Source organism: Streptomyces virginiae, from assembly GCF_041432505.1.
Taxonomy (GTDB): domain Bacteria; phylum Actinomycetota; class Actinomycetes; order Streptomycetales; family Streptomycetaceae; genus Streptomyces; species Streptomyces virginiae_A.
In genome coordinates this window covers 3,597,216-3,619,322 of sequence record NZ_CP107871.1, presented here as the reverse complement: position 1 = coordinate 3,619,322, position 22,107 = coordinate 3,597,216, and the positions used below count along the sequence as shown (strand labels likewise).

At 68.7% G+C, this 22,107-nt stretch carries 17 protein-coding genes and 3 rRNA genes; 12 read left to right on the top strand and 8 right to left on the bottom strand.

Annotated features, from left to right (window positions below; translation table 11 throughout):
• Window positions 1–61 precede the first annotated feature (61 nt).
• The gene (locus OG624_RS16865; RefSeq protein ID WP_371587864.1) at window positions 62–541 is read right to left on the bottom strand and encodes a metallopeptidase family protein; all 480 of its coding nucleotides are present in this window, start codon (window positions 539–541) and stop codon (window positions 62–64) included.
• A 15-nt stretch (window positions 542–556) separates the two neighbouring features.
• On the opposite strand from OG624_RS16865, the gene OG624_RS16860 reads away from it, so the two are divergent.
• The 6 genes from OG624_RS16860 to OG624_RS16835 all read left to right on the top strand — a co-directional run bounded on the left by OG624_RS16860 (window position 557) and on the right by OG624_RS16835 (window position 6,255).
• Window positions 557–1,006: a DUF3499 domain-containing protein gene (locus OG624_RS16860; protein ID WP_078909433.1), complete on the top strand. Its 450-nt coding sequence runs from the start codon at window positions 557–559 to the stop codon at window positions 1,004–1,006.
• Window positions 1,007–1,085: 79 nt separating this feature from the next.
• Window positions 1,086–2,459: a phosphomannomutase/phosphoglucomutase gene (locus OG624_RS16855; protein WP_033222795.1), complete on the top strand. Its 1,374-nt coding sequence runs from the start codon at window positions 1,086–1,088 to the stop codon at window positions 2,457–2,459.
• A 255-nt stretch (window positions 2,460–2,714) separates the two neighbouring features.
• Window positions 2,715–2,900 carry a Trm112 family protein gene (locus OG624_RS16850; protein WP_030724745.1) on the top strand — a complete coding sequence of 62 codons (186 nt, stop codon included), beginning with the start codon at window positions 2,715–2,717 and terminating at the stop codon, window positions 2,898–2,900.
• A gap of 13 nt (window positions 2,901–2,913) precedes the next feature.
• The gene (locus OG624_RS16845; protein WP_033222797.1) at window positions 2,914–4,047 is read left to right on the top strand and encodes an SIS domain-containing protein; all 1,134 of its coding nucleotides are present in this window, start codon (window positions 2,914–2,916) and stop codon (window positions 4,045–4,047) included.
• A 48-nt stretch (window positions 4,048–4,095) separates the two neighbouring features.
• Entirely contained in the window at window positions 4,096–5,259 is a 1,164-nt protein-coding gene (manA, locus tag OG624_RS16840) for a mannose-6-phosphate isomerase, class I (RefSeq protein ID WP_033222798.1), read from the top strand.
• Between the two features lie 72 nt (window positions 5,260–5,331).
• Window positions 5,332–6,255: a cation diffusion facilitator family transporter gene (locus OG624_RS16835; protein ID WP_326748195.1), complete on the top strand. Its 924-nt coding sequence runs from the start codon at window positions 5,332–5,334 to the stop codon at window positions 6,253–6,255.
• A gap of 58 nt (window positions 6,256–6,313) precedes the next feature.
• On the opposite strand, the gene lepB is transcribed toward OG624_RS16835, so the two are convergent.
• Entirely contained in the window at window positions 6,314–6,991 is a 678-nt protein-coding gene (gene lepB, locus OG624_RS16830) for a signal peptidase I (RefSeq protein WP_352164951.1), read from the bottom strand.
• Between the two features lie 381 nt (window positions 6,992–7,372).
• On the opposite strand from lepB, the gene ahcY reads away from it, so the two are divergent.
• Both ahcY and OG624_RS16820 read left to right on the top strand, forming a co-directional pair.
• On the top strand, window positions 7,373–8,809 hold the full coding sequence (ahcY, locus tag OG624_RS16825) for an adenosylhomocysteinase (protein ID WP_161288930.1): 1,437 nt from the start codon (window positions 7,373–7,375) through the stop codon (window positions 8,807–8,809).
• 109 nt (window positions 8,810–8,918) lie between these two features.
• A complete protein-coding gene (locus OG624_RS16820) occupies window positions 8,919–9,539 on the top strand; it encodes a hypothetical protein (RefSeq protein ID WP_033227241.1) in 621 nt (206 codons plus the stop codon).
• Between the two features lie 4 nt (window positions 9,540–9,543).
• Here the strand turns inward: OG624_RS16820 and OG624_RS16815 are convergent, their stop codons facing one another.
• A complete protein-coding gene (locus OG624_RS16815; RefSeq protein ID WP_033227245.1) occupies window positions 9,544–10,485 on the bottom strand; it encodes an RDD family protein in 942 nt (313 codons plus the stop codon).
• Window positions 10,486–10,597: 112 nt separating this feature from the next.
• Here OG624_RS16815 and OG624_RS16810 point away from each other — a divergent pair, with 112 nt between their 5' ends.
• The 4 genes from OG624_RS16810 (at window position 10,598) to rrf (ending at window position 17,339) form a co-directional block, all read left to right on the top strand.
• On the top strand, window positions 10,598–11,605 hold the full coding sequence (locus OG624_RS16810; protein WP_033227244.1) for a stage II sporulation protein M: 1,008 nt from the start codon (window positions 10,598–10,600) through the stop codon (window positions 11,603–11,605).
• A 606-nt stretch (window positions 11,606–12,211) separates the two neighbouring features.
• Window positions 12,212–13,736: ribosomal RNA gene (locus OG624_RS16805) — 16S ribosomal RNA — on the top strand.
• A 283-nt stretch (window positions 13,737–14,019) separates the two neighbouring features.
• Window positions 14,020–17,142: ribosomal RNA gene (locus OG624_RS16800) — 23S ribosomal RNA — on the top strand.
• A 79-nt stretch (window positions 17,143–17,221) separates the two neighbouring features.
• Window positions 17,222–17,339, top strand: a 5S ribosomal RNA gene (rrf, locus tag OG624_RS16795).
• Together the 16S, 23S and 5S rRNA genes form the textbook arrangement of a ribosomal RNA operon.
• Window positions 17,340–17,424: 85 nt before the next feature.
• Here the strand turns inward: rrf and OG624_RS16790 are convergent.
• The 5 genes from OG624_RS16790 to OG624_RS16770 form a co-directional block, all read right to left on the bottom strand.
• Window positions 17,425–17,751 (bottom strand): VOC family protein, encoded by a 327-nt coding sequence (locus OG624_RS16790; protein ID WP_244290942.1) that lies wholly within the window; start codon window positions 17,749–17,751, stop codon window positions 17,425–17,427.
• 102 nt (window positions 17,752–17,853) lie between these two features.
• The gene (locus tag OG624_RS16785; RefSeq protein WP_033224406.1) at window positions 17,854–19,164 is read right to left on the bottom strand and encodes a DUF58 domain-containing protein; all 1,311 of its coding nucleotides are present in this window, start codon (window positions 19,162–19,164) and stop codon (window positions 17,854–17,856) included.
• Complete coding sequence (locus tag OG624_RS16780) at window positions 19,164–20,150, bottom strand: AAA family ATPase (RefSeq protein WP_033224408.1); 987 nt, start codon at window positions 20,148–20,150, stop codon at window positions 19,164–19,166. The genes OG624_RS16785 and OG624_RS16780 overlap by 1 nt, the downstream gene beginning before the upstream one ends.
• Window positions 20,147–21,424, bottom strand: a complete 1,278-nt coding sequence (locus OG624_RS16775) for a DUF4350 domain-containing protein (protein WP_371639551.1) — start codon at window positions 21,422–21,424, stop codon at window positions 20,147–20,149. The genes OG624_RS16780 and OG624_RS16775 overlap by 4 nt, the downstream gene beginning before the upstream one ends.
• Window positions 21,421–22,101 (bottom strand): DUF4129 domain-containing protein, encoded by a 681-nt coding sequence (locus tag OG624_RS16770; protein ID WP_033224411.1) that lies wholly within the window; start codon window positions 22,099–22,101, stop codon window positions 21,421–21,423. Before OG624_RS16770 ends, OG624_RS16775 begins: the two co-directional genes overlap by 4 nt.
• Window positions 22,102–22,107: the final 6 nt, after the last annotated feature.

Below are 22,107 nucleotides of genomic sequence, written 5' to 3'. Positions count from 1 at the left end.
GCCTTGCGACGCACGGCACCAGACGCCGCGGGCTGACCCGGCCTGATCCGAAAGACAGGCCCTAGTTCTCGCCGTACCGGGGGTCGACCGTCTCCGGCGACAGCCCCAGCAGCTCCGCCACCTGCTCCACGACGATCTCGTGGACCAGCATCGCCTTCTCGTCCCGCGTCTTGGTCCGGATCTCCACCGGCCGTCGGAACACCACGATCCGGGCCGGCCGCCCCTCGCGGGACTCCTGCACCGCGCCCAGCGGCACCGCCTCGTCGTTCCAGCCACCGTCCGGACCGCCCGGCGGCCCCGGCACGTCACCGATCAGGAACTCCACCTCGGACAGCTGCGGCCAACGCCGCTCCAGCCGCTCCACGGAGTCCCGTACGAGGTCCCCGAACAGCTCCGACCGACTCGCCGACAGCGGCACCTGAGGAGGGGCCACCGGACCGCGCATGCCGCGCCCGTGCCGGTCCCGCCGGCGCGGGCGCGGCTCGGCCGGGGCCCCCGCGGGGGGCTCTGCGGGGCAGGGAGGAAGAGGGGTGTCCGTCACCCCCGCAGGGTAGCCCTGAGCACGACACGGGGGAGTGAGCGGCGGTGGAGTCGTCGCGGCCCGGTCAAGAGTGCGGTACCGTCCAACGTCGTGAGCCTTGTACGTCGCTGTTCGCGCACTGCGTGCGGCCGCCCTGCCGTCGCGACACTGACGTACGTCTACGCCGATTCGACCGCAGTTCTCGGCCCGCTCGCCACCTACGCCGAACCCCACTGCTACGACCTGTGCGCCGAGCACTCGGAGCGCCTGACCGCCCCCCGGGGCTGGGACGTCGTGCGCCTGTCCGACGGCTCCGGGCCGTCCCGCCCCAGCGGCGACGACCTCGAAGCCCTCGCCAACGCCGTCCGCGAGGCGGCCCGCCCGCCCGAGCGGGCGGCGGAGGCCGGCGGTTCCGGTCAAGGCCGCCCGGTCCCCGGCGAGACCCGTCGCGGACACCTGCGGGTCTTGCGTTCGCCCGATTCCTGACGCCAGGACCGTCTGAAAAGCCCCTCCAGGTTCGAGGTAGGTTTGCCGAACCGCACAGAACACCTCAGGAGGGCAGGCAGTGGCCGCAGATCTTACGAACATCGTCAAGGCATATGACGTACGAGGCGTCGTACCGGACGAATGGGACGAGCCGCTGGCCGAACTGTTCGGAGCCGCCTTCGTCGAGGTCACCGGCGCCACGGCGATCGTGATCGGCCACGACATGCGCCCCTCCTCCCCGGGCCTGTCCGCCGCCTTCGCGCGCGGTGCGGCCGCCCGCGGCGTGGACGTCACCCTGATCGGCCTGTGCTCCACCGACCAGCTGTACTACGCGTCCGGCGAGCTGAACCTCCCCGGCGCGATGTTCACGGCCTCCCACAACCCGGCCCAGTACAACGGCATCAAGCTCTGCCGCGCCGGCGCGGCCCCCGTGGGCCAGGACACCGGCCTCTCGCGCATCCGCGAGCTGGCGGAGCAGTGGACCGACCAGGGCGCCCCCGCCATCGCCGCCGGCACCGTCCCCGGCACGATCACCGAGCAGGACACCCTCGCCGGCTACGCCGCGCACCTGACGGGCCTGGTCGACCTCACCGCCATCCGCCCGCTCAAGGTCGTCGTCGACGCGGGCAACGGCATGGGCGGCCACACCGTCCCCACCGTCTTCGAGGGCCTCCCCCTCGACCTGGTCCCCATGTACTTCGAGCTGGACGGGACGTTCCCGAACCACGAGGCGAACCCCCTCGACCCGAAGAACATCGTGGACCTCCAGGCCCGCGTACTGGCCGAAGGCGCGGACCTCGGCATCGCCTTCGACGGCGACGCCGACCGCTGCTTCATCGTCGACGAGCGCGGCGAGGCCGTCTCCCCGTCGGCGATCACCGCCCTGGTCGCGGCCCGCGAGCTGGCCCGCAACGGCGGCAAGGGCACCGTCATCCACAACCTGATCACCTCCTGGTCCGTCCCCGAGGTCGTCCGCGAGCACGGCGGCACCCCCGTCCGCACCCGCGTCGGCCACTCCTTCATCAAGGAGGAGATGGCCAAGACCGGCGCCATCTTCGGCGGCGAGCACTCCGCGCACTACTACTTCAAGGACTTCTGGAACGCGGACACCGGCATGCTCGCCGCGCTCCACGTCCTGGCGGCCCTCGGCGGCCAGCAGGGCACCCTCTCCTCCCTGGTCTCCTCGTACGACCGCTACGAGGGCTCGGGCGAGATCAACTCGACGGTCGCCGACCAGGCCGCCCGCGTCGCCGAGATCAAGGACATCTACGGCGCCCGCGAGGACGTCACCCTGGACGAGCTCGACGGCCTGACCGCGACCTCGACCGACTGGTGGTTCAACGTCCGCGCCTCCAACACGGAGCCCCTGCTCCGCCTGAACGTCGAGGCCCGCGACGCCGCCACCCTGGCGAAGACCCGCGACGAGGTCCTGGCCCTCATCCGCAAGATCTAGCCCGGGCGAAGTCAGCCCCGCCGGGCACCTTCGAGTGCCGGCCGGGCCGAAGTCGGCCCCGCCGGCGTTCGAGGCGCGGGTCCGGGCAGAGCCCGGTGCCCGGCAGAGCCGGGGTTCCCCCGAGGGGCGGAGCCCCGGCGCCCACCCGGCCCGCACGGGCGCCGCACCGGCGACCGTCGGCCACCGTCGGCCCGCACCGGAGGTGACTCGGCGGTACGCTGACCCCCCAACCGCATGCCCGAAGGGAATCGCCCCATGCCGCTCGAAGCCGGACTCCTGCAGATCCTCGCCTGCCCCGCCTGCCACTCGCCCCTCCAGGACAAGTCGGCCGACGAGACGGCCCCCGAGCTGATCTGCACCGGCCAGGACTGCGGCCTCGCGTACCCCGTCCGGGACGGCATCCCGGTCCTCCTCGTGGACGAGGCCCGCCGCCCCGCCTGATTAGGGAGCCCGCATGCTCGACGAGTCGCTCCTCGACGCCCCCGACGACCTCGCCCGCTCCGACCGCCGCGGCCTGCTCCGCGGCGCCGCCGAAGCCGGCGCCAGAGTCCGCACCGCGGTCCGGCACGCGACCGAGGCGGGCCTCGGCGAGCTGCGCCCCGACGGCCGGCCGCGCTCCGTCCTGATCGCCGGGCCCGGCACCGCCGCCACCGGCGTCGCCGACCTGCTCGGCGCCCTCGCCGGAGCCTCCGCGCCCGTCATCCGGCTCGATCCCACCGGCGTCGCCCACGCGGCCGGCGCGCTGCGCTGGGCGTTGCCGGGCTGGGCCGGGCCCGTCGACCTGCTGCTCCTCGCCACCACCGACGGCACCGAGCCCGGACTCGCCGTCCTCGCCGAGCAGGCGTACCGCCGCGGCTGCACCGTCGTGGCCGTCGCCCCCGAGCGCTCACCGCTGAGCGAGGCGGTGGACGGCGCGCACGGGCTCCTCGTACCGATGGCCAAGGCCCCGTACCAGGAGTACGACGAGTCGGCCGCGGCCGGACCCGGCGCCCTGTGGGCCCTGCTGACGCCGCTGCTGCTGCTCCTCGACAAGGTCGGCCTGATCACCGCCGCCCCGGACACGCTGCAGCTCGTCGCCGACCGGCTCGACCGGACCGCCGAACGCTGCGGGCCCGCCATCGCCACCTACTCCAACCCGGCCAAGACCCTCGCCGCCGAGCTGGCCGACTCGCTCCCGCTGATCTGGAGCGAGGGCACCGGCGCCGCCCCCGCCGGCCGCCGGTTCGCCGCGACCCTCGCCGAGCTCGCCGGCCGCCCCGCCCTGTCCGCGGTGCTTCCCGAAGCGCTGCCCGCCCACGGCGTCCTGCTCTCCGGGGCGTTCGCCGCCGGCGCCGACCCCGACGACTTCTTCCGTGACCGGGTCGACGAACCCCAGGCCCTTCGCGCCCGCATCGTCCTGCTGCGTGACCGGCCGGCCGGTGGCCTCAGCGCCGCCCCCGCCGCACGCGAGCTCGCCCACAGCCACGACACGGCGATCAGCGAACTCGAACCCGAGGAGGGCGTGGAGCTGGAACAGCTCGCCGAACTCCTCGCCGTCACGGATTTCGCCACCGCCTACCTGGCGCTGGCCTCCGGGGGACGCACCTGAGGCACACATCCGTGCCCGCCCCTTCATCCAGATCCAGGAAGACGACCGATGGACCGCCTGACGAACACGATCCGCCCCTACGCCTGGGGATCCACCACCGCCATCCCCACCCTCCTCGGGGTGGAGCCCACGGGTGAGCCCCAGGCCGAGATGTGGATGGGCGCCCACCCCGGCGCCCCCTCCCGCCTCGACCGCGGAACCGGCGAGACCACCCTGTCGGACGTCATCGCCGCCGGCCCCGAGCGCGAGCTCGGCGCGGCCGCCGTCGCCAAGTTCGGCCCCCGGCTGCCCTTCCTCCTCAAGATCCTCGCCGCCGGCGCCCCGCTCTCCCTCCAGGTCCACCCCGACCTGGCCCAGGCCAAGGAGGGCTACGCCGACGAGGAGCGCCGAGGCGTCCCGATCGACGCGGGCCACCGCAACTACAAGGACGCCAACCACAAGCCCGAGCTGATCTGCGCGCTCACCCCCTTCGACGGCCTGTGCGGTTTCCGCCCGCCCCTGGAGGCCGCCGAACTCCTCGCCGGCCTCGGCGTCGACTCGCTCGAACCGTACGTCGACCTGTTGCGCGCCCACCCCGAAGAGGCGGCCCTGCGCGAGGTGCTCACCGCCGTACTGACCGCGGACCGCGCGGAGATGGCCCGTACGGTGACCGAGGCCGCGGCCGCCGCCGAACGCCTCGGAGGCCCGTACAAGCCCTACGCCTCACTCGTCCACGACTACCCGGGCGACCCCGGCGTGATCGCGGCCATGCTCCTCAATCACGTCCGACTCCAGCCCGGCGAGGCCATGTTCCTCGGTGCCGGCATCCCGCACGCCTACCTCGACGGCCTCGGAGTCGAGCTCATGGCCAACTCCGACAACGTGCTGCGCTGCGGGCTCACCCCCAAGCACGTGGATGTGCCGGAGCTGCTGAAGATCGTGAAGTTCGAGCCCAGCGACCCGGGCGTACTGCGCCCCGAGGCGTCCCCCGAGGGCGAGGAGGTCTACGAGACCCCCATCGACGAATTCCGGCTCTCCCGCTTCCTCCTGGCGCCCGGCGGAGCCCCCCAGGTGCTCGCGGACGGGCCCCCGCAGATCCTGCTCTGCACGGCCGGTTCCCCGCAGGCCGGCGAACTGGCCCTGCGGCCCGGCGAGTCGGTCTTCGTACCGGCGGGCGAAAAGGTCGAACTGTCCGGAAGCGGGACGATCTTCCGAGCCACCGTGGTGGTCTGACGTAGCGTCCCTCCCACGGGCTGCAACAATGTGCGGCCGGTAGTCAGTGGCTAGGAAGGACACCCTGCACCCATGAGCGCGTCGGGCGGTACCAAGGCGATCGTGGCGGCACTCGCCGCCAACCTAGCCATCGCTGTAGCCAAATTCGTGGCATACCTCTTCAGCGGCTCCTCGTCGATGCTCGCGGAAAGCGTCCACTCGCTGGCCGACTCCGGGAACCAGGGGCTGCTGCTCCTCGGCGGCAAGAAGGCCCAGCGCGAGGCGACGCCGCAACACCCCTTCGGGTACGGGCGCGAGCGCTACATCTACGCCTTCCTCGTCTCCATCGTGCTCTTCACCGTCGGTGGCATGTTCGCCATCTACGAGGGCTACGAGAAGATCCACGACCCGCACCCGATCGAGGCCTGGTACTGGCCGGTCGGCGTCCTGCTCTTCGCGATCGTCGCGGAGTCCTTCTCCTTCCGTACGGCGATCAAGGAGTCGAACGAGATCCGGGGCAAGCAGACCTGGACCCAGTTCGTCCGGCGCGCCAAGGCCCCCGAGCTGCCCGTCGTCCTCCTGGAGGACCTCGGCGCGCTCGTCGGCCTGGTGCTCGCGCTCGGCGGCGTCGGCCTCGCCCTGCTGACCGGCGACGGTGTCTGGGACGGCATCGGCACCCTGTGCATCGGCGTCCTGCTCATCGCGATCGCGATCGTCCTGGCCGCGGAGACCAAGTCCCTGCTGCTCGGTGAGGCCGCCGGCGTCGAGGAGGTCGAGAAGATCAAGGCCGCGGTGGTCGACGGGGACGTCGTCACCCGCGTGATCCACATGCGCACCCTGCACCTGGGCCCGGAGGAGCTGCTGGTCGCCGCCAAGATCGCGGTCGAGGGCCACGACACCGCGACCCAGGTGGCCGACGCGATCAACGCGGCCGAGGCCCGCATCCGCGAGGCGGTCCCGATCGCCCGGGTGATCTACCTGGAGCCGGACATCTACCGCCCCGAAGCCACCAAGTAGCCACGAACACGTGAAGGCCCCCGCGAGCAGCAGCCCGCGGGGGCCTTCGCGCTTGTGGCTACGAATCCTCGAGGTGCACGGCGCCCCAGACGGGCCCCGCCGGTACCGGCTGCTTCCGCCGCGCCACCCGCGCGGCGATGCCCAGCCCGAGCGCCACGGGAAGGGCGAGGGATCCGACCCACGACGCCACGCCGCACGTCAACATCAGCGCGTTCTCCCAAGGGACGCTGACCCCCGTCACGTCCGACACCGCCAGCGTGCCGTACTGGAGCTCCGGGAAGTAGCGGGAGTCCGCGGAGTTGCCCCGGTTGTCCCCCAGGACGAAGACCCGGCCCTTCGGCACCGACACGGCGAAGCTGAGGCCCGGGTCCCCGGGAGCGCCACCCAGGACGTAGGGCTCGTCGAGCGGCTGCCCGTTGAGGGTCAGGGTGGCGTCCCCCTTCGCGTAGGCGATGTGGTCGCCCTCCACCGCCACCACGCGCCCGACGGAGAGATACGGCCTCTGCCACGCGACGCTGCGGTAACCGACGACGTCACCACGACGTACCTGCGCCGGATCCTTCCTCAGCAGTAGCTCGTCCCCGTCCCCGAGCGTGGGCAGCATCGAGTCGCCGGCGAAGTACAGCGGCTCGAACCGGCTCACCATGAGCGCGACCGCGCCGACGTTCAGCGCGACGCCCGATATCAGGAGGACGATCGCCCATATCCCCAATTTGCGCCCAGGTCTGTGTTCCATGACTCCGTAGCCCCTCCCACCAGTGCGAACGGCCGGAAGACTACGGTCTGGCCGAAACCCTACGGAGGCCGGGTCCCGATCACCGGATCTTCCTCCGTACCCCCTGGTCGACGCCCCGTCAGGCACGGCCCGCGCCCCCTCCAGGAAGGCGCCGTCCGCGCATCACCACCCGGTTTCTTCCTCGTCCGACTGGGGCTCGCTCCACCGATCGGTGTAGATTCGTGCCCAGTGTCAGGCGTCGCTGCTGATGGCGGGTCGGGCGGTCCCTGCGACCGGCCGAGGGGAGAGAGGACCCCCGACGGACTGTGCTCGGTGTCCCGTCCCCAGGACGGCGCACGGCCCAGCCGTACCCACCCTCTCGAACCATGAGGAGCAGCACCCATGGACTTCAAGGTCGCAGACCTCTCCCTTGCCGCGTTCGGCCGCAAGGAGATCACCCTGGCCGAGCACGAGATGCCGGGTCTGATGTCGATCCGCGCCGAGTACGCGGAGGCGCAGCCCCTGGCCGGCGCCCGCATCACCGGCTCGCTGCACATGACCGTGCAGACCGCCGTGCTCATCGAGACCCTCGTCGCCCTCGGCGCCGACGTCCGCTGGGCCTCCTGCAACATCTTCTCCACCCAGGACCACGCCGCCGCGGCCATCGCGGTGGGCCCGAACGGCACCCCGGAGAACCCGCAGGGCGTACCCGTCTTCGCCTGGAAGGGCGAGACGCTGGAGGAGTACTGGTGGTGCACGGAGCAGGCGCTGACCTGGCCGAACACCCCCACCGGCGGCCCGAACATGATCCTCGACGACGGTGGTGACGCCACCCTCCTCGTCCACAAGGGCGTCGAGTTCGAGAAGGCCGGCTCCGCCCCGGACCCGTCGACGGCGGACTCCGAGGAGTACGCCTACATCCTCACCCTGCTCAACCGCACCCTCGGCGAGTCCCCCCAGAAGTGGACCCAGCTCGCGTCCGAGATCCGCGGCGTGACGGAGGAGACCACCACCGGTGTCCACCGCCTCTACGAGATGATGTCCGAGGGCACCCTGCTGTTCCCGGCGATCAACGTGAACGACGCCGTCACCAAGTCGAAGTTCGACAACAAGTACGGCTGCCGCCACTCCCTGATCGACGGCATCAACCGCGCCACCGACGTCCTCATCGGCGGCAAGGTCGCGGTCGTCTTCGGCTACGGCGACGTCGGCAAGGGCTGCGCCGAGTCGCTCCGCGGCCAGGGCGCGCGCGTCATCGTCACCGAGATCGACCCGATCTGCGCGCTGCAGGCGGCGATGGACGGATACCAGGTCGCCACCCTGGACGACGTCGTCGAGACGGCCGACATCTTCATCACCACCACGGGCAACAAGGACATCATCATGGCCGCCGACATGGCCAAGATGAAGCACCAGGCCATCGTGGGCAACATCGGCCACTTCGACAACGAGATCGACATGGCCGGCCTGGCCAAGGTCGACGGCATCGTCAAGGACGAGGTCAAGCCCCAGGTCCACACCTGGACGTTCCCCGACGGCAAGGTCCTGATCGTCCTCTCCGAGGGCCGTCTGCTGAACCTCGGCAACGCGACCGGCCACCCGTCCTTCGTGATGTCGAACTCCTTCGCGGACCAGACCCTGGCCCAGATCGAGCTCTTCACCAAGCCGCAGGAGTACCCGACCGAGGTCTACGTGCTCCCGAAGCACCTCGACGAGAAGGTCGCCCGCCTCCACCTCGACGCCCTCGGCGTCCGCCTCACCACGCTCCGCCCGGAGCAGGCCGCGTACATCGGCGTCCAGGTCGAGGGCCCGTACAAGCCGGACCACTACCGTTACTGATCAACCCCTGATCAGCCTCTGATCAGCGGCGGCAGAACGTGAAGCAGGCCCCCGGCACCCGTGCCGGGGGCCTGCCCCGTATCCCTCGACCCCGAGAAGAGTGCGCACCATGCCCCGCGGCCGCTACTCGCTCCACGACCCGCACGACCACACCCCGCTCGGCGAGGAGCACTTCCACTGCGCGCCCGGCCCCTCCGGCTGGCGCTACGTCTCCCAGCTCACCGGCCCGGAGGGCGACCACCGCGGTTCCGTCGACCTGGCCGTCGACGAGCTGGGCCGCCCCATCCGCATGGAGCTCAATGCCGCGAGCTGGCAGGTGCGCGGCGCCGCCATCGACGGCGTCACCTGGGTCCGTACCGACCCCACCGGCACCGAGGCCACCGAGGGCAACATCGCCGCCCCCGGCTTCACCGGCACCTCCCCGGCCTTCCTCGTCGCCACGACCCGCCTGCTGCGCCTGACCCCCGGCGCCCCCGCGACCCGCGTCCGGCTGCTGGCCCTCACCGACCCGGTACTGGCACCCCGTACGGTCGACCAGGCCTGGGCCCTTGTCTCCCGGCAGGAACACCCCACGGACAGCGGCCCGCTGCTGGTGGACGAGTACCAGGTCAGCGCCCTGGACACGGGCGAGGTCCACACGGTCCACATCGCCGGGGACGTGGTGCTCTCGGCCCCCGGCATCGAACTCGAACACCTGGAGACACCGCCCTCGGCCTTCGAGGAACAGTGACCGCTCAGGCGGGCGGCGCGAACCCTCCGGCGCGGGGAGCCTCCACGGGCGGTACGGGTGCGACGGGCGCCACGCGTGCCGCCGGCGCGGGAGCCACGTAGGGGACCGGCGCCACGACAGGCATCGTCCCCGGCATCGGCATCGGCATCGGCGCGGGGGCCGGGGCGGGCGCGTATCCGGCGCCCGGACCGGCGGGGGCCGGCCGGAACGCCCGGGCGGCGTCCCGCGTCTGCCGTTCGTGCACCACGGCCATCAGGAACGCGGCGGCCGGCACCCCGGCCGGCGGCGGCGCCCCGGTCCGCGCGACCAGATCGTCCGCGAGCCGCACCGCCATCGTGGCACCGACCTGCGGATCCAGCTGGTTCATCCGCGTCAGGTACTGGCGGATCGCCAGCCACAGCCCGTCCGGCACCGCCGACAGGTCCAGCCCGGTGAACCGCCCGGCCAGCCACGGCGGCGGCGGAGGCACCGGCATCACGCGCGTCCCCGGCACCCGCTCCCGGACCACCAGCGTCCCCGCGAACACGTCCCCGAGCCGCCGGCCCCGCGCCGACACCAGCGAGGCGATGCACGCGATGGACCCGAAGGTCAGGATCAGCTCCACGACCCCCATGGATCCGCGCACCAGAGCGTGCCGGAACCGGATCGGTCCGCCGTCGTCCCGGACGACCCGCAGCCCGCAGGCGAGCTTGCCGAGCGACCGCCCGTGGGACAGCGTCTCCACCGCGATCGGTACGCCCACCAGGAACAGCAGGAAGGTCGCCACGGCGACGGCCGCCTGGGCGGCCAGGTCCAGCGAGGCGGTGGCCACGGTCAGCCCGACGGAGATGAGCACGTATCCGGTGACGTACACGGCCAGGTCCAGGAGGATCGCCAGCCCGCGGCTGGGCAGCCGCGCGGGCCGGAGCCCCAGGACGACCGCGTCCCCCGTCACCAGATCACTCACCACAGCACCTCTCGTCCGACCTGCCCCGCCCCTGAGGCCTCCAGTCTGCCAAGCTGACCACACTAGGAATAGGCAATGGCCAGGGGACCTGGGACAGGGGAGCGGCAGCCGGATGGATCTCGACGTCTTCGTGACCGCACACCGTGCGGAGTGGGACCGCCTGGAACAGCTCCTGGGCCGCGGCCGCAAGCTCACGGGTGACGAGGCCGACGAACTCGTGGCGCTCTACCAGCGCACCTCCACCCACCTCTCGCAGATCCGGTCGACCGCCCCCGACCCGATGCTCACCGGCCGACTGACCCAGCTCGTGGCCCGCGCCCGCGCCACGGTGACCGGCACCCGCCGGGCCGGCTGGCGCGACGCCGCCCTCTTCTTCACGGCGGGCTTCCCGGCCGCGGTCTACCGCAGCCGCCGCTGGTGGATACCGACGGCGCTGCTCTCCACGGCGCTCGGCGTGCTCATCGGCTGGTGGATAGCCACGCACCCGGAGGTCCAGAGCGCCATCGCGGCCCCCGAGGAGCTGAAGGCGCTCACGCAGCCGGGCGGCCAGTACGAGACGTACTACTCCAGCCACCCCGCGGGCTCCTTCGCGGCCCAGGTCTGGACGAACAACGCCCAGGCGGCGGCGATCTGCCTGGTCCTGGGCGCGTTCCTGGGGATACCGGTGCTCTGGATCCTCTTCCTGAACATGGCCAACCTCGGCGTGGGGATAGGCCTGATGGCCTCGGCCGGCCGCCTCGACGTCTTCCTGGGCCTGATCCTTCCGCACGGCCTGCTCGAACTGACCGCGGTGTTCGTGGCCGCGGGCATGGGCCTGCGCCTGGGGTGGACGGTCATCGACCCGGGCCCCCGCACCCGGCGCACGGCCCTCGCGGAACAGGGCCGCACCGCACTCGGCATGGCCATCGGCCTCGCGGTGGTCCTCTTCGTCTCGGGCCTGATCGAGGGCTTCGTGACCCCGTCGGGCCTCCCCACCTGGGCCCGCATCACGATCGGCATCGCGGCCGAGGTCGCGTTCCTGCTCTACGTCTTCATCCTGGGCGGCAGGGCGGCGCGCGCCGGCGACGTGGGCGACGTGGAGGCGGCCGACCAAACGGCGACGCTCCCGACCGCGGCCTGATGTGCGTACAAGCCCGTTGAGCTGCTAGTCTCCTCGTCGTCCCGCGAAGACCGTTGACACGGAGCGCGCGGGGAGGTAGATTCGAACGGTTGCCTCGAACTGGACAAGTTCGGCAGTGATGGTTTAAACTCTCTCTCACCCCTAAAAGGAATTGAATTCCATCGGGGTACAGTCGACTCCTCATTCAGGACTTCGAAGCCGGGAAATCCGGTGGAAAACTTCTGATAGAGTCGGAACCGCCGGAAAGGGAAAACGCGAAAGCGAATACCTGGAAAGCACCGAGGAAGTCGGACACGAAAGAGTCTGATAGAGTCGGAAACGCAAGAACAGAACGAAAGCCCGGAGGAAAGCCCCAGCGGATGTCGCGGGGGTGAGTACAAAGGAAGCGTCCGTTCCTTGAGAACTCAACAGCGTGCCAAAAATCAACGCCAGAAGTTGATACCCCGTCCACTTCGGTGGATGAGGTTCCTTTGAAAAAGACCTGTCGGGCTTCCTTGTGGAGCACTGGCAGGCAACAAACACAGCGAGGACGTTGTGGCGCGTCGGTCTTATTCCGACATGATGCGCCCGCTCTAAGTGATGTGTGCACCCGATCACGGGTAAACATTCATGGAGAGTTTGATCCTGGCTCAGGACGAACGCTGGCGGCGTGCTTAACACATGCAAGTCGAACGATGAAGCCCTTCGGGGTGGATTAGTGGCGAACGGGTGAGTAACACGTGGGCAATCTGCCCTTCACTCTGGGACAAGCCCTGGAAACGGGGTCTAATACCGGATACCACTCCTGCCTGCATGGGCGGGGGTTGAAAGCTCCGGCGGTGAAGGATGAGCCCGCGGCCTATCAGCTTGTTGGTGGGGTAATGGCCCACCAAGGCGACGACGGGTAGCCGGCCTGAGAGGGCGACCGGCCACACTGGGACTGAGACACGGCCCAGACTCCTACGGGAGGCAGCAGTGGGGAATATTGCACAATGGGCGAAAGCCTGATGCAGCGACGCCGCGTGAGGGATGACGGCCTTCGGGTTGTAAACCTCTTTCAGCAGGGAAGAAGCGAAAGTGACGGTACCTGCAGAAGAAGCGCCGGCTAACTACGTGCCAGCAGCCGCGGTAATACGTAGGGCGCAAGCGTTGTCCGGAATTATTGGGCGTAAAGAGCTCGTAGGCGGCTTGTCACGTCGGATGTGAAAGCCCGAGGCTTAACCTCGGGTCTGCATTCGATACGGGCTAGCTAGAGTGTGGTAGGGGAGATCGGAATTCCTGGTGTAGCGGTGAAATGCGCAGATATCAGGAGGAACACCGGTGGCGAAGGCGGATCTCTGGGCCATTACTGACGCTGAGGAGCGAAAGCGTGGGGAGCGAACAGGATTAGATACCCTGGTAGTCCACGCCGTAAACGTTGGGAACTAGGTGTTGGCGACATTCCACGTCGTCGGTGCCGCAGCTAACGCATTAAGTTCCCCGCCTGGGGAGTACGGCCGCAAGGCTAAAACTCAAAGGAATTGACGGGGGCCCGCACAAGCAGCGGAGCATGTGGCTTAATTCGACGCAACGCGAAGAACCTTACCAAGGCTTGACATATACCGGAAAGCATTAGAGATAGTGCCCCCCTTGTGGTCGGTATACAGGTGGTGCATGGCTGTCGTCAGCTCGTGTCGTGAGATGTTGGGTTAAGTCCCGCAACGAGCGCAACCCTTGTCCTGTGTTGCCAGCATGCCCTTCGGGGTGATGGGGACTCACAGGAGACCGCCGGGGTCAACTCGGAGGAAGGTGGGGACGACGTCAAGTCATCATGCCCCTTATGTCTTGGGCTGCACACGTGCTACAATGGCCGGTACAATGAGCTGCGATACCGTGAGGTGGAGCGAATCTCAAAAAGCCGGTCTCAGTTCGGATTGGGGTCTGCAACTCGACCCCATGAAGTTGGAGTTGCTAGTAATCGCAGATCAGCATTGCTGCGGTGAATACGTTCCCGGGCCTTGTACACACCGCCCGTCACGTCACGAAAGTCGGTAACACCCGAAGCCGGTGGCCCAACCCGTAAGGGAGGGAGCTGTCGAAGGTGGGACTGGCGATTGGGACGAAGTCGTAACAAGGTAGCCGTACCGGAAGGTGCGGCTGGATCACCTCCTTTCTAAGGAGCACAGTACCGATTGCAGACAAACGTTCTGCACGGTCAGCTCATGGGTGGAACGTTGATTAGTTGGCATCTTCGGTCTGATGGTTCTCGAGTACTGCTTCGGCGTGGAAAGAGGAGACGGACGAACGAAGATGCTTGGCACGTTGTTGGGTCCTGAAGGTACGGCCGTAAGGTTGCGATCTTCAGTGCCGGCCCCAGTGAACTCGCCAGCTTGTCTGGTGGGGTGATGGGTGGCTGGTCGTTGTTTGAGAACTACACAGTGGACGCGAGCATCTGTGGCCAAGTTTTTAAGGGCGCACGGTGGATGCCTTGGCACCAGGAACCGATGAAGGACGTGAGAGGCCGCGATAGGCCCCGGGGAGCTGCCAACTGAGCTTTGATCCGGGGGTGTCCGAATGGGGAAACCCGGCAGTCGTCATGGGCTGTCACCCACTGCTGAACACATAGGCAGTGTGGAGGGAACGAGGGGAAGTGAAACATCTCAGTACCCTCAGGAAGAGAAAACAACCGTGATTCCGGGAGTAGTGGCGAGCGAAACCGGATGAGGCCAAACCGTATGCGTGTGATACCCGGCAGGGGTTGCGCATGCGGGGTTGTGGGAATTCTTTTGATCGGTCTGCCGGCCGGTCGGCGAGTCAGAAACCGTTGATGTAGTCGAAGGACATGCGAAAGGTCCGGCGTAGAGGGTAAGACCCCCGTAGACGAAACATCAGCGGCTTGCTTAAGAATCTCCCAAGTAGCACGGGGCCCGAGAAATCCCGTGTGAATCTGGCGGGACCACCCGCTAAGCCTAAATATTCCCTGGTGACCGATAGCGGATAGTACCGTGAGGGAATGGTGAAAAGTACCGCGGGAGCGGAGTGAAATAGTACCTGAAACCGTGTGCCTACAAGCCGTGGGAGCGTCGCTGTATGTGCTTGCACATACAGTCGTGACTGCGTGCCTTTTGAAGAATGAGCCTGCGAGTTAGCGGTGTGTAGCGAGGTTAACCCGTGTGGGGAAGCCGTAGCGAAAGCGAGTCCGAACAGGGCGATTGAGTTGCACGCTCTAGACCCGAAGCGGAGTGATCTAGCCATGGGCAGGTTGAAGCGGAGGTAAGACTTCGTGGAGGACCGAACCCACCAGGGTTGAAAACCTGGGGGATGACCTGTGGTTAGGGGTGAAAGGCCAATCAAACTCCGTGATAGCTGGTTCTCCCCGAAATGCATTTAGGTGCAGCGTCGTGTGTTTCTTGCCGGAGGTAGAGCACTGGATAGGCGATGGGCCCTACCGGGTTACTGACCTTAGCCAAACTCCGAATGCCGGTAAGTGAGAGCACGGCAGTGAGACTGTGGGGGATAAGCTCCATGGTCGAGAGGGAAACAGCCCAGAGCATCGACTAAGGCCCCTAAGCGTACGCTAAGTGGGAAAGGATGTGGAGTCGCAGAGACAACCAGGAGGTTGGCTTAGAAGCAGCCACCCTTGAAAGAGTGCGTAATAGCTCACTGGTCAAGTGATTCCGCGCCGACAATGTAGCGGGGCTCAAGCGTACCGCCGAAGTCGTGTCATTGCAGCAATAGGGCCAACGCCCGCTGTGATGGGTAGGGGAGCGTCGTGTGCCGGGTGAAGCAGCAGCGGAAGCTAGTTGTGGACGGTTCACGAGTGAGAATGCAGGCATGAGTAGCGATACACACGTGAGAAACGTGTGCGCCGATTGACTAAGGGTTCCTGGGTCAAGCTGATCTGCCCAGGGTAAGTCGGGACCTAAGGCGAGGCCGACAGGCGTAGTCGATGGACAACCGGTTGATATTCCGGTACCCGCTTTGAAACGCCCAATATCGAATCAGGCGATGCTAAGTCCGTGAAGCCGTTCCGGACCCTTCGGGGAAAGGAAAGTGGTGGAGCCGACGAACCAGACTTGTAGTAGGTAAGCGATGGGGTGACGCAGGAAGGTAGTCCAGCCCGGGCGGTGGTAGTCCCGGGGTAAGGGTGTAGGCCGAGGGGTAGGCAAATCCGTCCCTCATTAAGGCTGAGACCTGATGCCGAGCCGATTGTGGTGAAGTGGATGATCCTATGCTGTCGAGAAAAGCCTCTAGCGAGTTTCATGGCGGCCCGTACCCTAAACCGACTCAGGTGGTCAGGTAGAGAATACCGAGGCGTTCGGGTGAACTATGGTTAAGGAACTCGGCAAAATGCCCCCGTAACTTCGGGAGAAGGGGGGCCATCACTGGTGATCGGACTTGCTCCGTGAGCTGGGGGTGGCCGCAGAGACCAGCGAGAAGCGACTGTTTACTAAAAACACAGGTCCGTGCGAAGCCGTAAGGCGATGTATACGGACTGACGCCTGCCCGGTGCTGGAACGTTAAGGGGACCGGTTAGTGACCTTTCGGGGTTGCGAAGCTGAGAACTTAAGCGCCAGTAAACGGCGGTGGTAACTATAACCATCCTAAGGTAGCGAAATTCCTTGTCGGGTAAGTTCCGACCTGCACGAATGGCGTAACGACTTCTCGACTGTCTCAACCATAGGCCCGGTGAAATTGCACTACGAGTAAAGATGCTCGTTTCGCGCAGCAGGACGGAAAGACCCCGGGACCTTTACTACAGTTTGATATTGGTGTTCGGTTCGGCTTGTGTAGGATAGGTGGGAGACTTTGAAGCAGCCACGCCAGTGGTTGTGGAGTCGCCGTTGAAATACCACTCTGGTCGTGCTGGATGTCTAACCTCGGTCCGTGATCCGGATCAGGGACAGTGTCTGATGGGTAGTTTAACTGGGGCGGTTGCCTCCCAAAGGGTAACGGAGGCGCCCAAAGGTTCCCTCAGCCTGGTTGGCAATCAGGTGTTGAGTGTAAGTGCACAAGGGAGCTTGACTGTGAGACCGACGGGTCGAGCAGGGACGAAAGTCGGGACTAGTGATCCGGCGGTGGCTTGTGGAAGCGCCGTCGCTCAACGGATAAAAGGTACCCCGGGGATAACAGGCTGATCTTCCCCAAGAGTCCATATCGACGGGATGGTTTGGCACCTCGATGTCGGCTCGTCGCATCCTGGGGCTGGAGTCGGTCCCAAGGGTTGGGCTGTTCGCCCATTAAAGCGGTACGCGAGCTGGGTTTAGAACGTCGTGAGACAGTTCGGTCCCTATCCGCTGTGCGCGTAGGAATATTGAGAAGGGCTGTCCCTAGTACGAGAGGACCGGGACGGACGAACCTCTGGTGTGCCAGTTGTCCTGCCAAGGGCATGGCTGGTTGGCTACGTTCGGGAGGGATAACCGCTGAAAGCATCTAAGCGGGAAGCCTGCTTCAAGATGAGTATTCCCACCTCCTTGAGAGGGTAAGGCTCCCAGTAGACGACTGGGTTGATAGGCCAGATGTGGAAGCCCGGTAACGGGTGAAGCTGACTGGTACTAATAGGCCGAGGGCTTGTCCTCAGTTGCTCGCGTCCACTGTGTTAGTTCTGAAATAACGAACAGCTGTGTCAACACCAGCATGTTCTAAATTTCATAGTGTTTCGGTGGTCATAGCGTTAGGGAAACGCCCGGTTTACATTCCGAACCCGGAAGCTAAGCCTTTCAGCGCCGATGGTACTGCAGGGGGGACCCTGTGGGAGAGTAGGACGCCGCCGAACAATCATTGCGGAAGCCCCGCACCAGCCCTTATGGGTTCGGTGCGGGGCTTTTCTGCGTTCTGGGGCCACCGGGAACCGGACGGGTTCAGGGGCCGATGTACTCGAAGACGCCGCCGTGGGGGTGCCGGAGCACCGCGCGGTGGCCGTTCGGAGTGGGCTGGATCGGCATGACGATCTCGGCTCCACCTCCTTGGGCCTCCTCGACCGCGGCGTTCAGGTCGGCGACGACGAGCGTCGCCGCCACTCCCGCCACCCGTTGCGCCGCCTCGTCGGGCCCCGCGAACAGGAGGAACGGACCGACGCTCGCCAGCGTGACGCCGGCGAAAGCGAACCGTGACGCGGTGCTTCCGGTCAACTTCTCGTAGAAGGGCACAGCCGCGTCCAGATCCTCGACGCGCTGTCGTACGACCACTGAATCGATAGCCGTGGTCGATATCCTCACATCGCCGTACGTGCCCGTGAAGGTCGTCCTGCTGTTCGCGATCGGCGGTCGAAGGGCGACTCGCGGGCTGTCCTAGAGGCGGCCGGCGGCCTTCAGGGCCAGGTAGGCGTCCGCCAGGGCCGGGGCCAGGGTGTCCGGGGTGGCGTCGACCACGTGGACGCCGTGGCGGGTGAGCTGGTCGGACGTGCGGCGGCGCTGCGACTGGGTCTGGGTGCCGGCCGCGGCCTCGTAGACCGCGTCCACCGAACCCCGTGCATTTGTCATGGCCGCGACGTGCGGGTCGGCGACCGAGGCCAGCACGACCGTGTGGCGCTGCGTGAGGCGGGGGAGGACCGGCAGCAGGCCCTCCTCGATCGGAGCCGCGTCCAGGCTCGTCAGGAGGACCACCAGGGAGCGGCGCGGGGCGCTGCGCAGGATCGTGGAGACCAGGGTCCTGGCGTCCGTCTCGACCAGCTCCGGTTCCAGGGTGGCCATCGCGTTGACGAACGACGGGAGGGTGTCGGCCGCCGAGCGGCCCTGGACCTGGGCGCGCGGGCGGCGGTCGTGGGCCAGCAGGTCCACGCGGTCGCCGGCGCGGGTGGCCAGGGCGGCGAGGAGCAGGGCCGCGTCCATCGCGGAGTCCAGGCGGGGGGCGTCGCCGACGCGGCCGGCCGAGGTACGGCCGGTGTCCAGGCAGATGAGGATGTGCCGGTCGCGCTCGGGGCGCCAGGTGCGGACGGCCACCTTGTTCTGGCGGGCCGTGGCGCGCCAGTCGATGGAGCGGGTGTCGTCGCCGGGGACGTAGTCGCGGAGGCTGTCGAACTCGGTGCCCTCGCCGCGGGTCAGGACGCTGGTACGGCCGTCGAGTTCGCGCAGGCGGGCCAGCCGGGACGGGAGGTGCTTGCGGCTGGTGAAGGGCGGCAGGACCCGGACGGTCCAGGGGGACGCCTGGGAGCGCTGGCGGGCCCACAGGCCCAGGGGGCCGTAGGAGCGGATCGTGACGCGGTCGGCCTGGCGGTCGCCGCGGCGGGTGGGCAGCAGTCGGGTGGTCAGGCGGCGACGTTCGCCCGCGGGGACCACCACCTCGTGGCGGGACGCGGCGGTCTCCGTGCCCGGGAGCCAGCTGCTGGGGGGCCAGGCGTCCCGTACGCGGGCCCGGAGCTTGCGGCTGCTGGGGTTGGTGACGGTGAGGTGGACGTCCGCCGGTTCGCCGAGGCGGACCGAGGTGTCTCCGGAGCGGGCCAGCACGAGGCCGCGTACGGGCGCGGCGAGGGCGCCGTCGAGCGCGCAGGCGAGCGCGATCGGGCCGTTGACCGCGAGCATGCCGGTCCAGCTCGGTTCGAGGAGGCCGACCGGGATGCTGCCGAGGGCCGCCAGCAGGGCGGCGCGTCCGGTGAGGGCCATCAGCGCGGGACGGGGACGTGGGAGAGGATCGCCGTGATCACCGCGTCGGCGGTGACTCCCTCCATCTCCGCTTCGGGGCGCAGCTGGACGCGGTGGCGCAGGGTCGGCAGGGAGAGGGCCTTGACGTCGTCGGGGGTGACGTAGTCGCGGCCGGTGAGCCAGGCCCAGGCGCGGGCGGTGGCGAGCAGGGCGGTCGCGCCGCGGGGGGAGACGCCGAGGGTGAGGGACGGCGATTCGCGGGTGGCGCGGCAGATGTCGACGACGTAGCCGGCGATCTCGGGGGAGACGGAGACCTCGGCGACGGCCTGGCGGGCGGCTTCGAGCTGGGCGGGGCCGGCGACGGGGCGGATGCCGGCGGCGTGCAGGTCGCGGGGGTTGAAGCCGGCGGCGTGGCGGGTCAGGACCCCGATCTCGTCCTCGCGGGAGGGGAGGGGGACGGTGAGCTTGAGGAGGAAGCGGTCGAGCTGGGCTTCCGGAAGGGGGTACGTGCCCTCGTACTCGACCGGGTTCATGGTGGCGGCGACCAGGAAGGGGTCGGGGAGCTTGCGGGGGGTGCCGTCGACCGTGACCTGGCGCTCCTCCATCGCTTCGAGGAGGGAGGACTGGGTCTTGGGCGGGGTGCGGTTGATCTCGTCCGCGAGGAGGAGGTTGGTGAAGACCGGGCCGTCCTGGAAGGAGAACTCGGCGGTGCGGGCGTCGTAGACGAGGGAGCCGGTGACGTCGCTCGGCATCAGGTCCGGGGTGAACTGGACGCGCTTGGTGTCGAGTTCGAGGGATGCGGCCAGGGCTCGTACGAGGAGGGTCTTGGCGACGCCGGGGACGCCTTCGAGGAGGACGTGGCCGCGGCACAGGAGCGCGACGACGAGGCCGGTGACGGCGGAGTCCTGACCGACCACGGCCTTGCCGATCTCGGTGCGGAGCGCTTCGAGGGAAGCGCGGGCGCTGTCCGCGGTCACTGCCGTGGACTCGGTGGCCGGGTACGTCATGACGTACAAACCTCTCTTTCGAGGGCGTCGAGGTGGTCGGCGAGCGCGACGAGTGCCGCGTCGTCGGAGGGGGTGGTGCCGAAGAGGAGGGCGGTCACGTCCCGGGGCTCGCCGGTCAGGCGGGCGGAGACGGCCGGGGCCAGTGCCGCGGGGTCGTGGGCCTGGGCGTGGGGTACGCCGACCAGTGCGGCGAGGCGTTCGCGGGTGGCGGCGCGCAGCACGGTGGCGGCGCGGTCGCGGGCGTCGGCCTTGCGGTAGAGGCGGGCGCGGCCCTCGGTGGCCTCGGAGGCGCGGATGGCGACGGGGAGCTTCTCGGTGACGAGGGGGCCCAGGCGTCGGGCGCGCCAGAGGGCGGCGAGGACGGCGGCGACGAGGAGTTGGAGCAGGGCCCAGGACCAGCCGGCCGGGACGAGTTCGAGGAGGCTCTTGTCCTCGCCGGAGGGCGCCGTGTCGGGGTCGGAGTCCGCGAGGGACGGCAGGTACCAGACGAGATTCGGGCGGGAGCCGAGGAGTTGGAGGGCGAGGGAGGCGTTGCCTTCGTCGGCGAGGGACTCGTTGAGGAGGATCGTCTCGGAGCCGAGGAGGACGGTGTCGCCGCCGGTGGGGCCGGTGGGCAGGACGAGGAGGGTGGGGTGGCCGCCGCTGGGGTAGCAGGCGGTGGCCCCGGGGAGGGTGGTGGTGTAGCGGAGGCCGCCGCCGGTCGCGGCGCGGCCGGCCGAGGTGGCGGCGGGCAAGGTGCAGCCGGGGGCGGGGTGTTCGGTGTCGGCGTCGCCCGCGGTCTGCACGCCGGGGGAGAGCTCGGTGAGGCTGTGGCTGCTGGGGGCGAGGAGGACGGTGCGGCCGCCGGAGAGGTCGATGGCCGAGCGGATGACGCCGCGTTGGGTGGCGCCGAGCCGGTCGGGGTCGGTGACCAGGAGGGTGGTGCGGGGGCCGGCGGCGTCGGCCGCCTCGCGGGCGGTGGTGACGACGCGGGTGGTGACGCCGCGTTCCTTCAGGAGCTCGGCGACGGCATGGCTGCCGAAGGGGTCGGTGGTGCGGGGGTTGAGGTAGCCGTGGCGGGAACCGGAGTTGAGGGCGGCCGTGACGATGACGCCGGCGGCGAGGACGGCGACGGCGGTGAGGGCACGGCGGATTTGGCGGATGCGGCGCGTGCGCGCGTCGGGGTCGCCGGGTGCGGGAGCGGGGAGGGGGGCGGTGACCTCGGGCTCCCGCGCCTCGGACGCGGGCGGGGCCGCCGTCGCCGTCGGTGCGGCCGGGTCGGTCGGGCCGGTCATGCGGTGGGTCCCGTCAGCAGCGGCTTCGCGCGGTCCAGGGTGAGGTCGAGGGTGCGCAGGCGGGCATACGTGTCGGCGTCGGCGGTGCGGCCGCCGTAGGTGACGTCGTCGAAGGTACGGGCGGCGGCACGGAGTTCGGCGGCGTGGTCGGGGAGGGAGACGGCGGCTTCGGCGGCGGCCTCGTCGGCGGTGCGGCCGGGGCGCGGGTCGAGCAGGGTGCGTTCCTCCAGGGAGCGGACGACGGCGCGCATGCGTTCCTGGACGGCCTCGGTCCAGCGGCCGGCGGCGGCGTGGGCGTCGGCGGCGGTGCGGTGGTCGGCGGCGCTGCGGGTGCTGTCGCTGAAGAGGACGCCGGCGCCGGTGGTGATGCGGCCGGGGGTGCCCAGGCGCCACCAGAGGGCGCCGACGGCGAGGAGGACGAGGACGAGGATCACGAAGAGGCCGAAGCCGCCTCCGGGGGTCGCCCCGGAGGCGGCGCCGAGCAGGTCGTCGAGCCAGTCGAAGAACTTGCGCAGGGCGCGGTCGAACAGGCTCGGGTCGTTCTCGTGGTACATCGGCTTGGACAGTTCGCGTTCGGCCGCTTCCCTGGCGGGTTCGCGCGGTGTCGTCACCGGTGGTGTCTCGGCGCTCGGCAGGAGCGTCGTGGCGCGGGTGATGAGGCCCCCCGTACTCATCATCTGTGC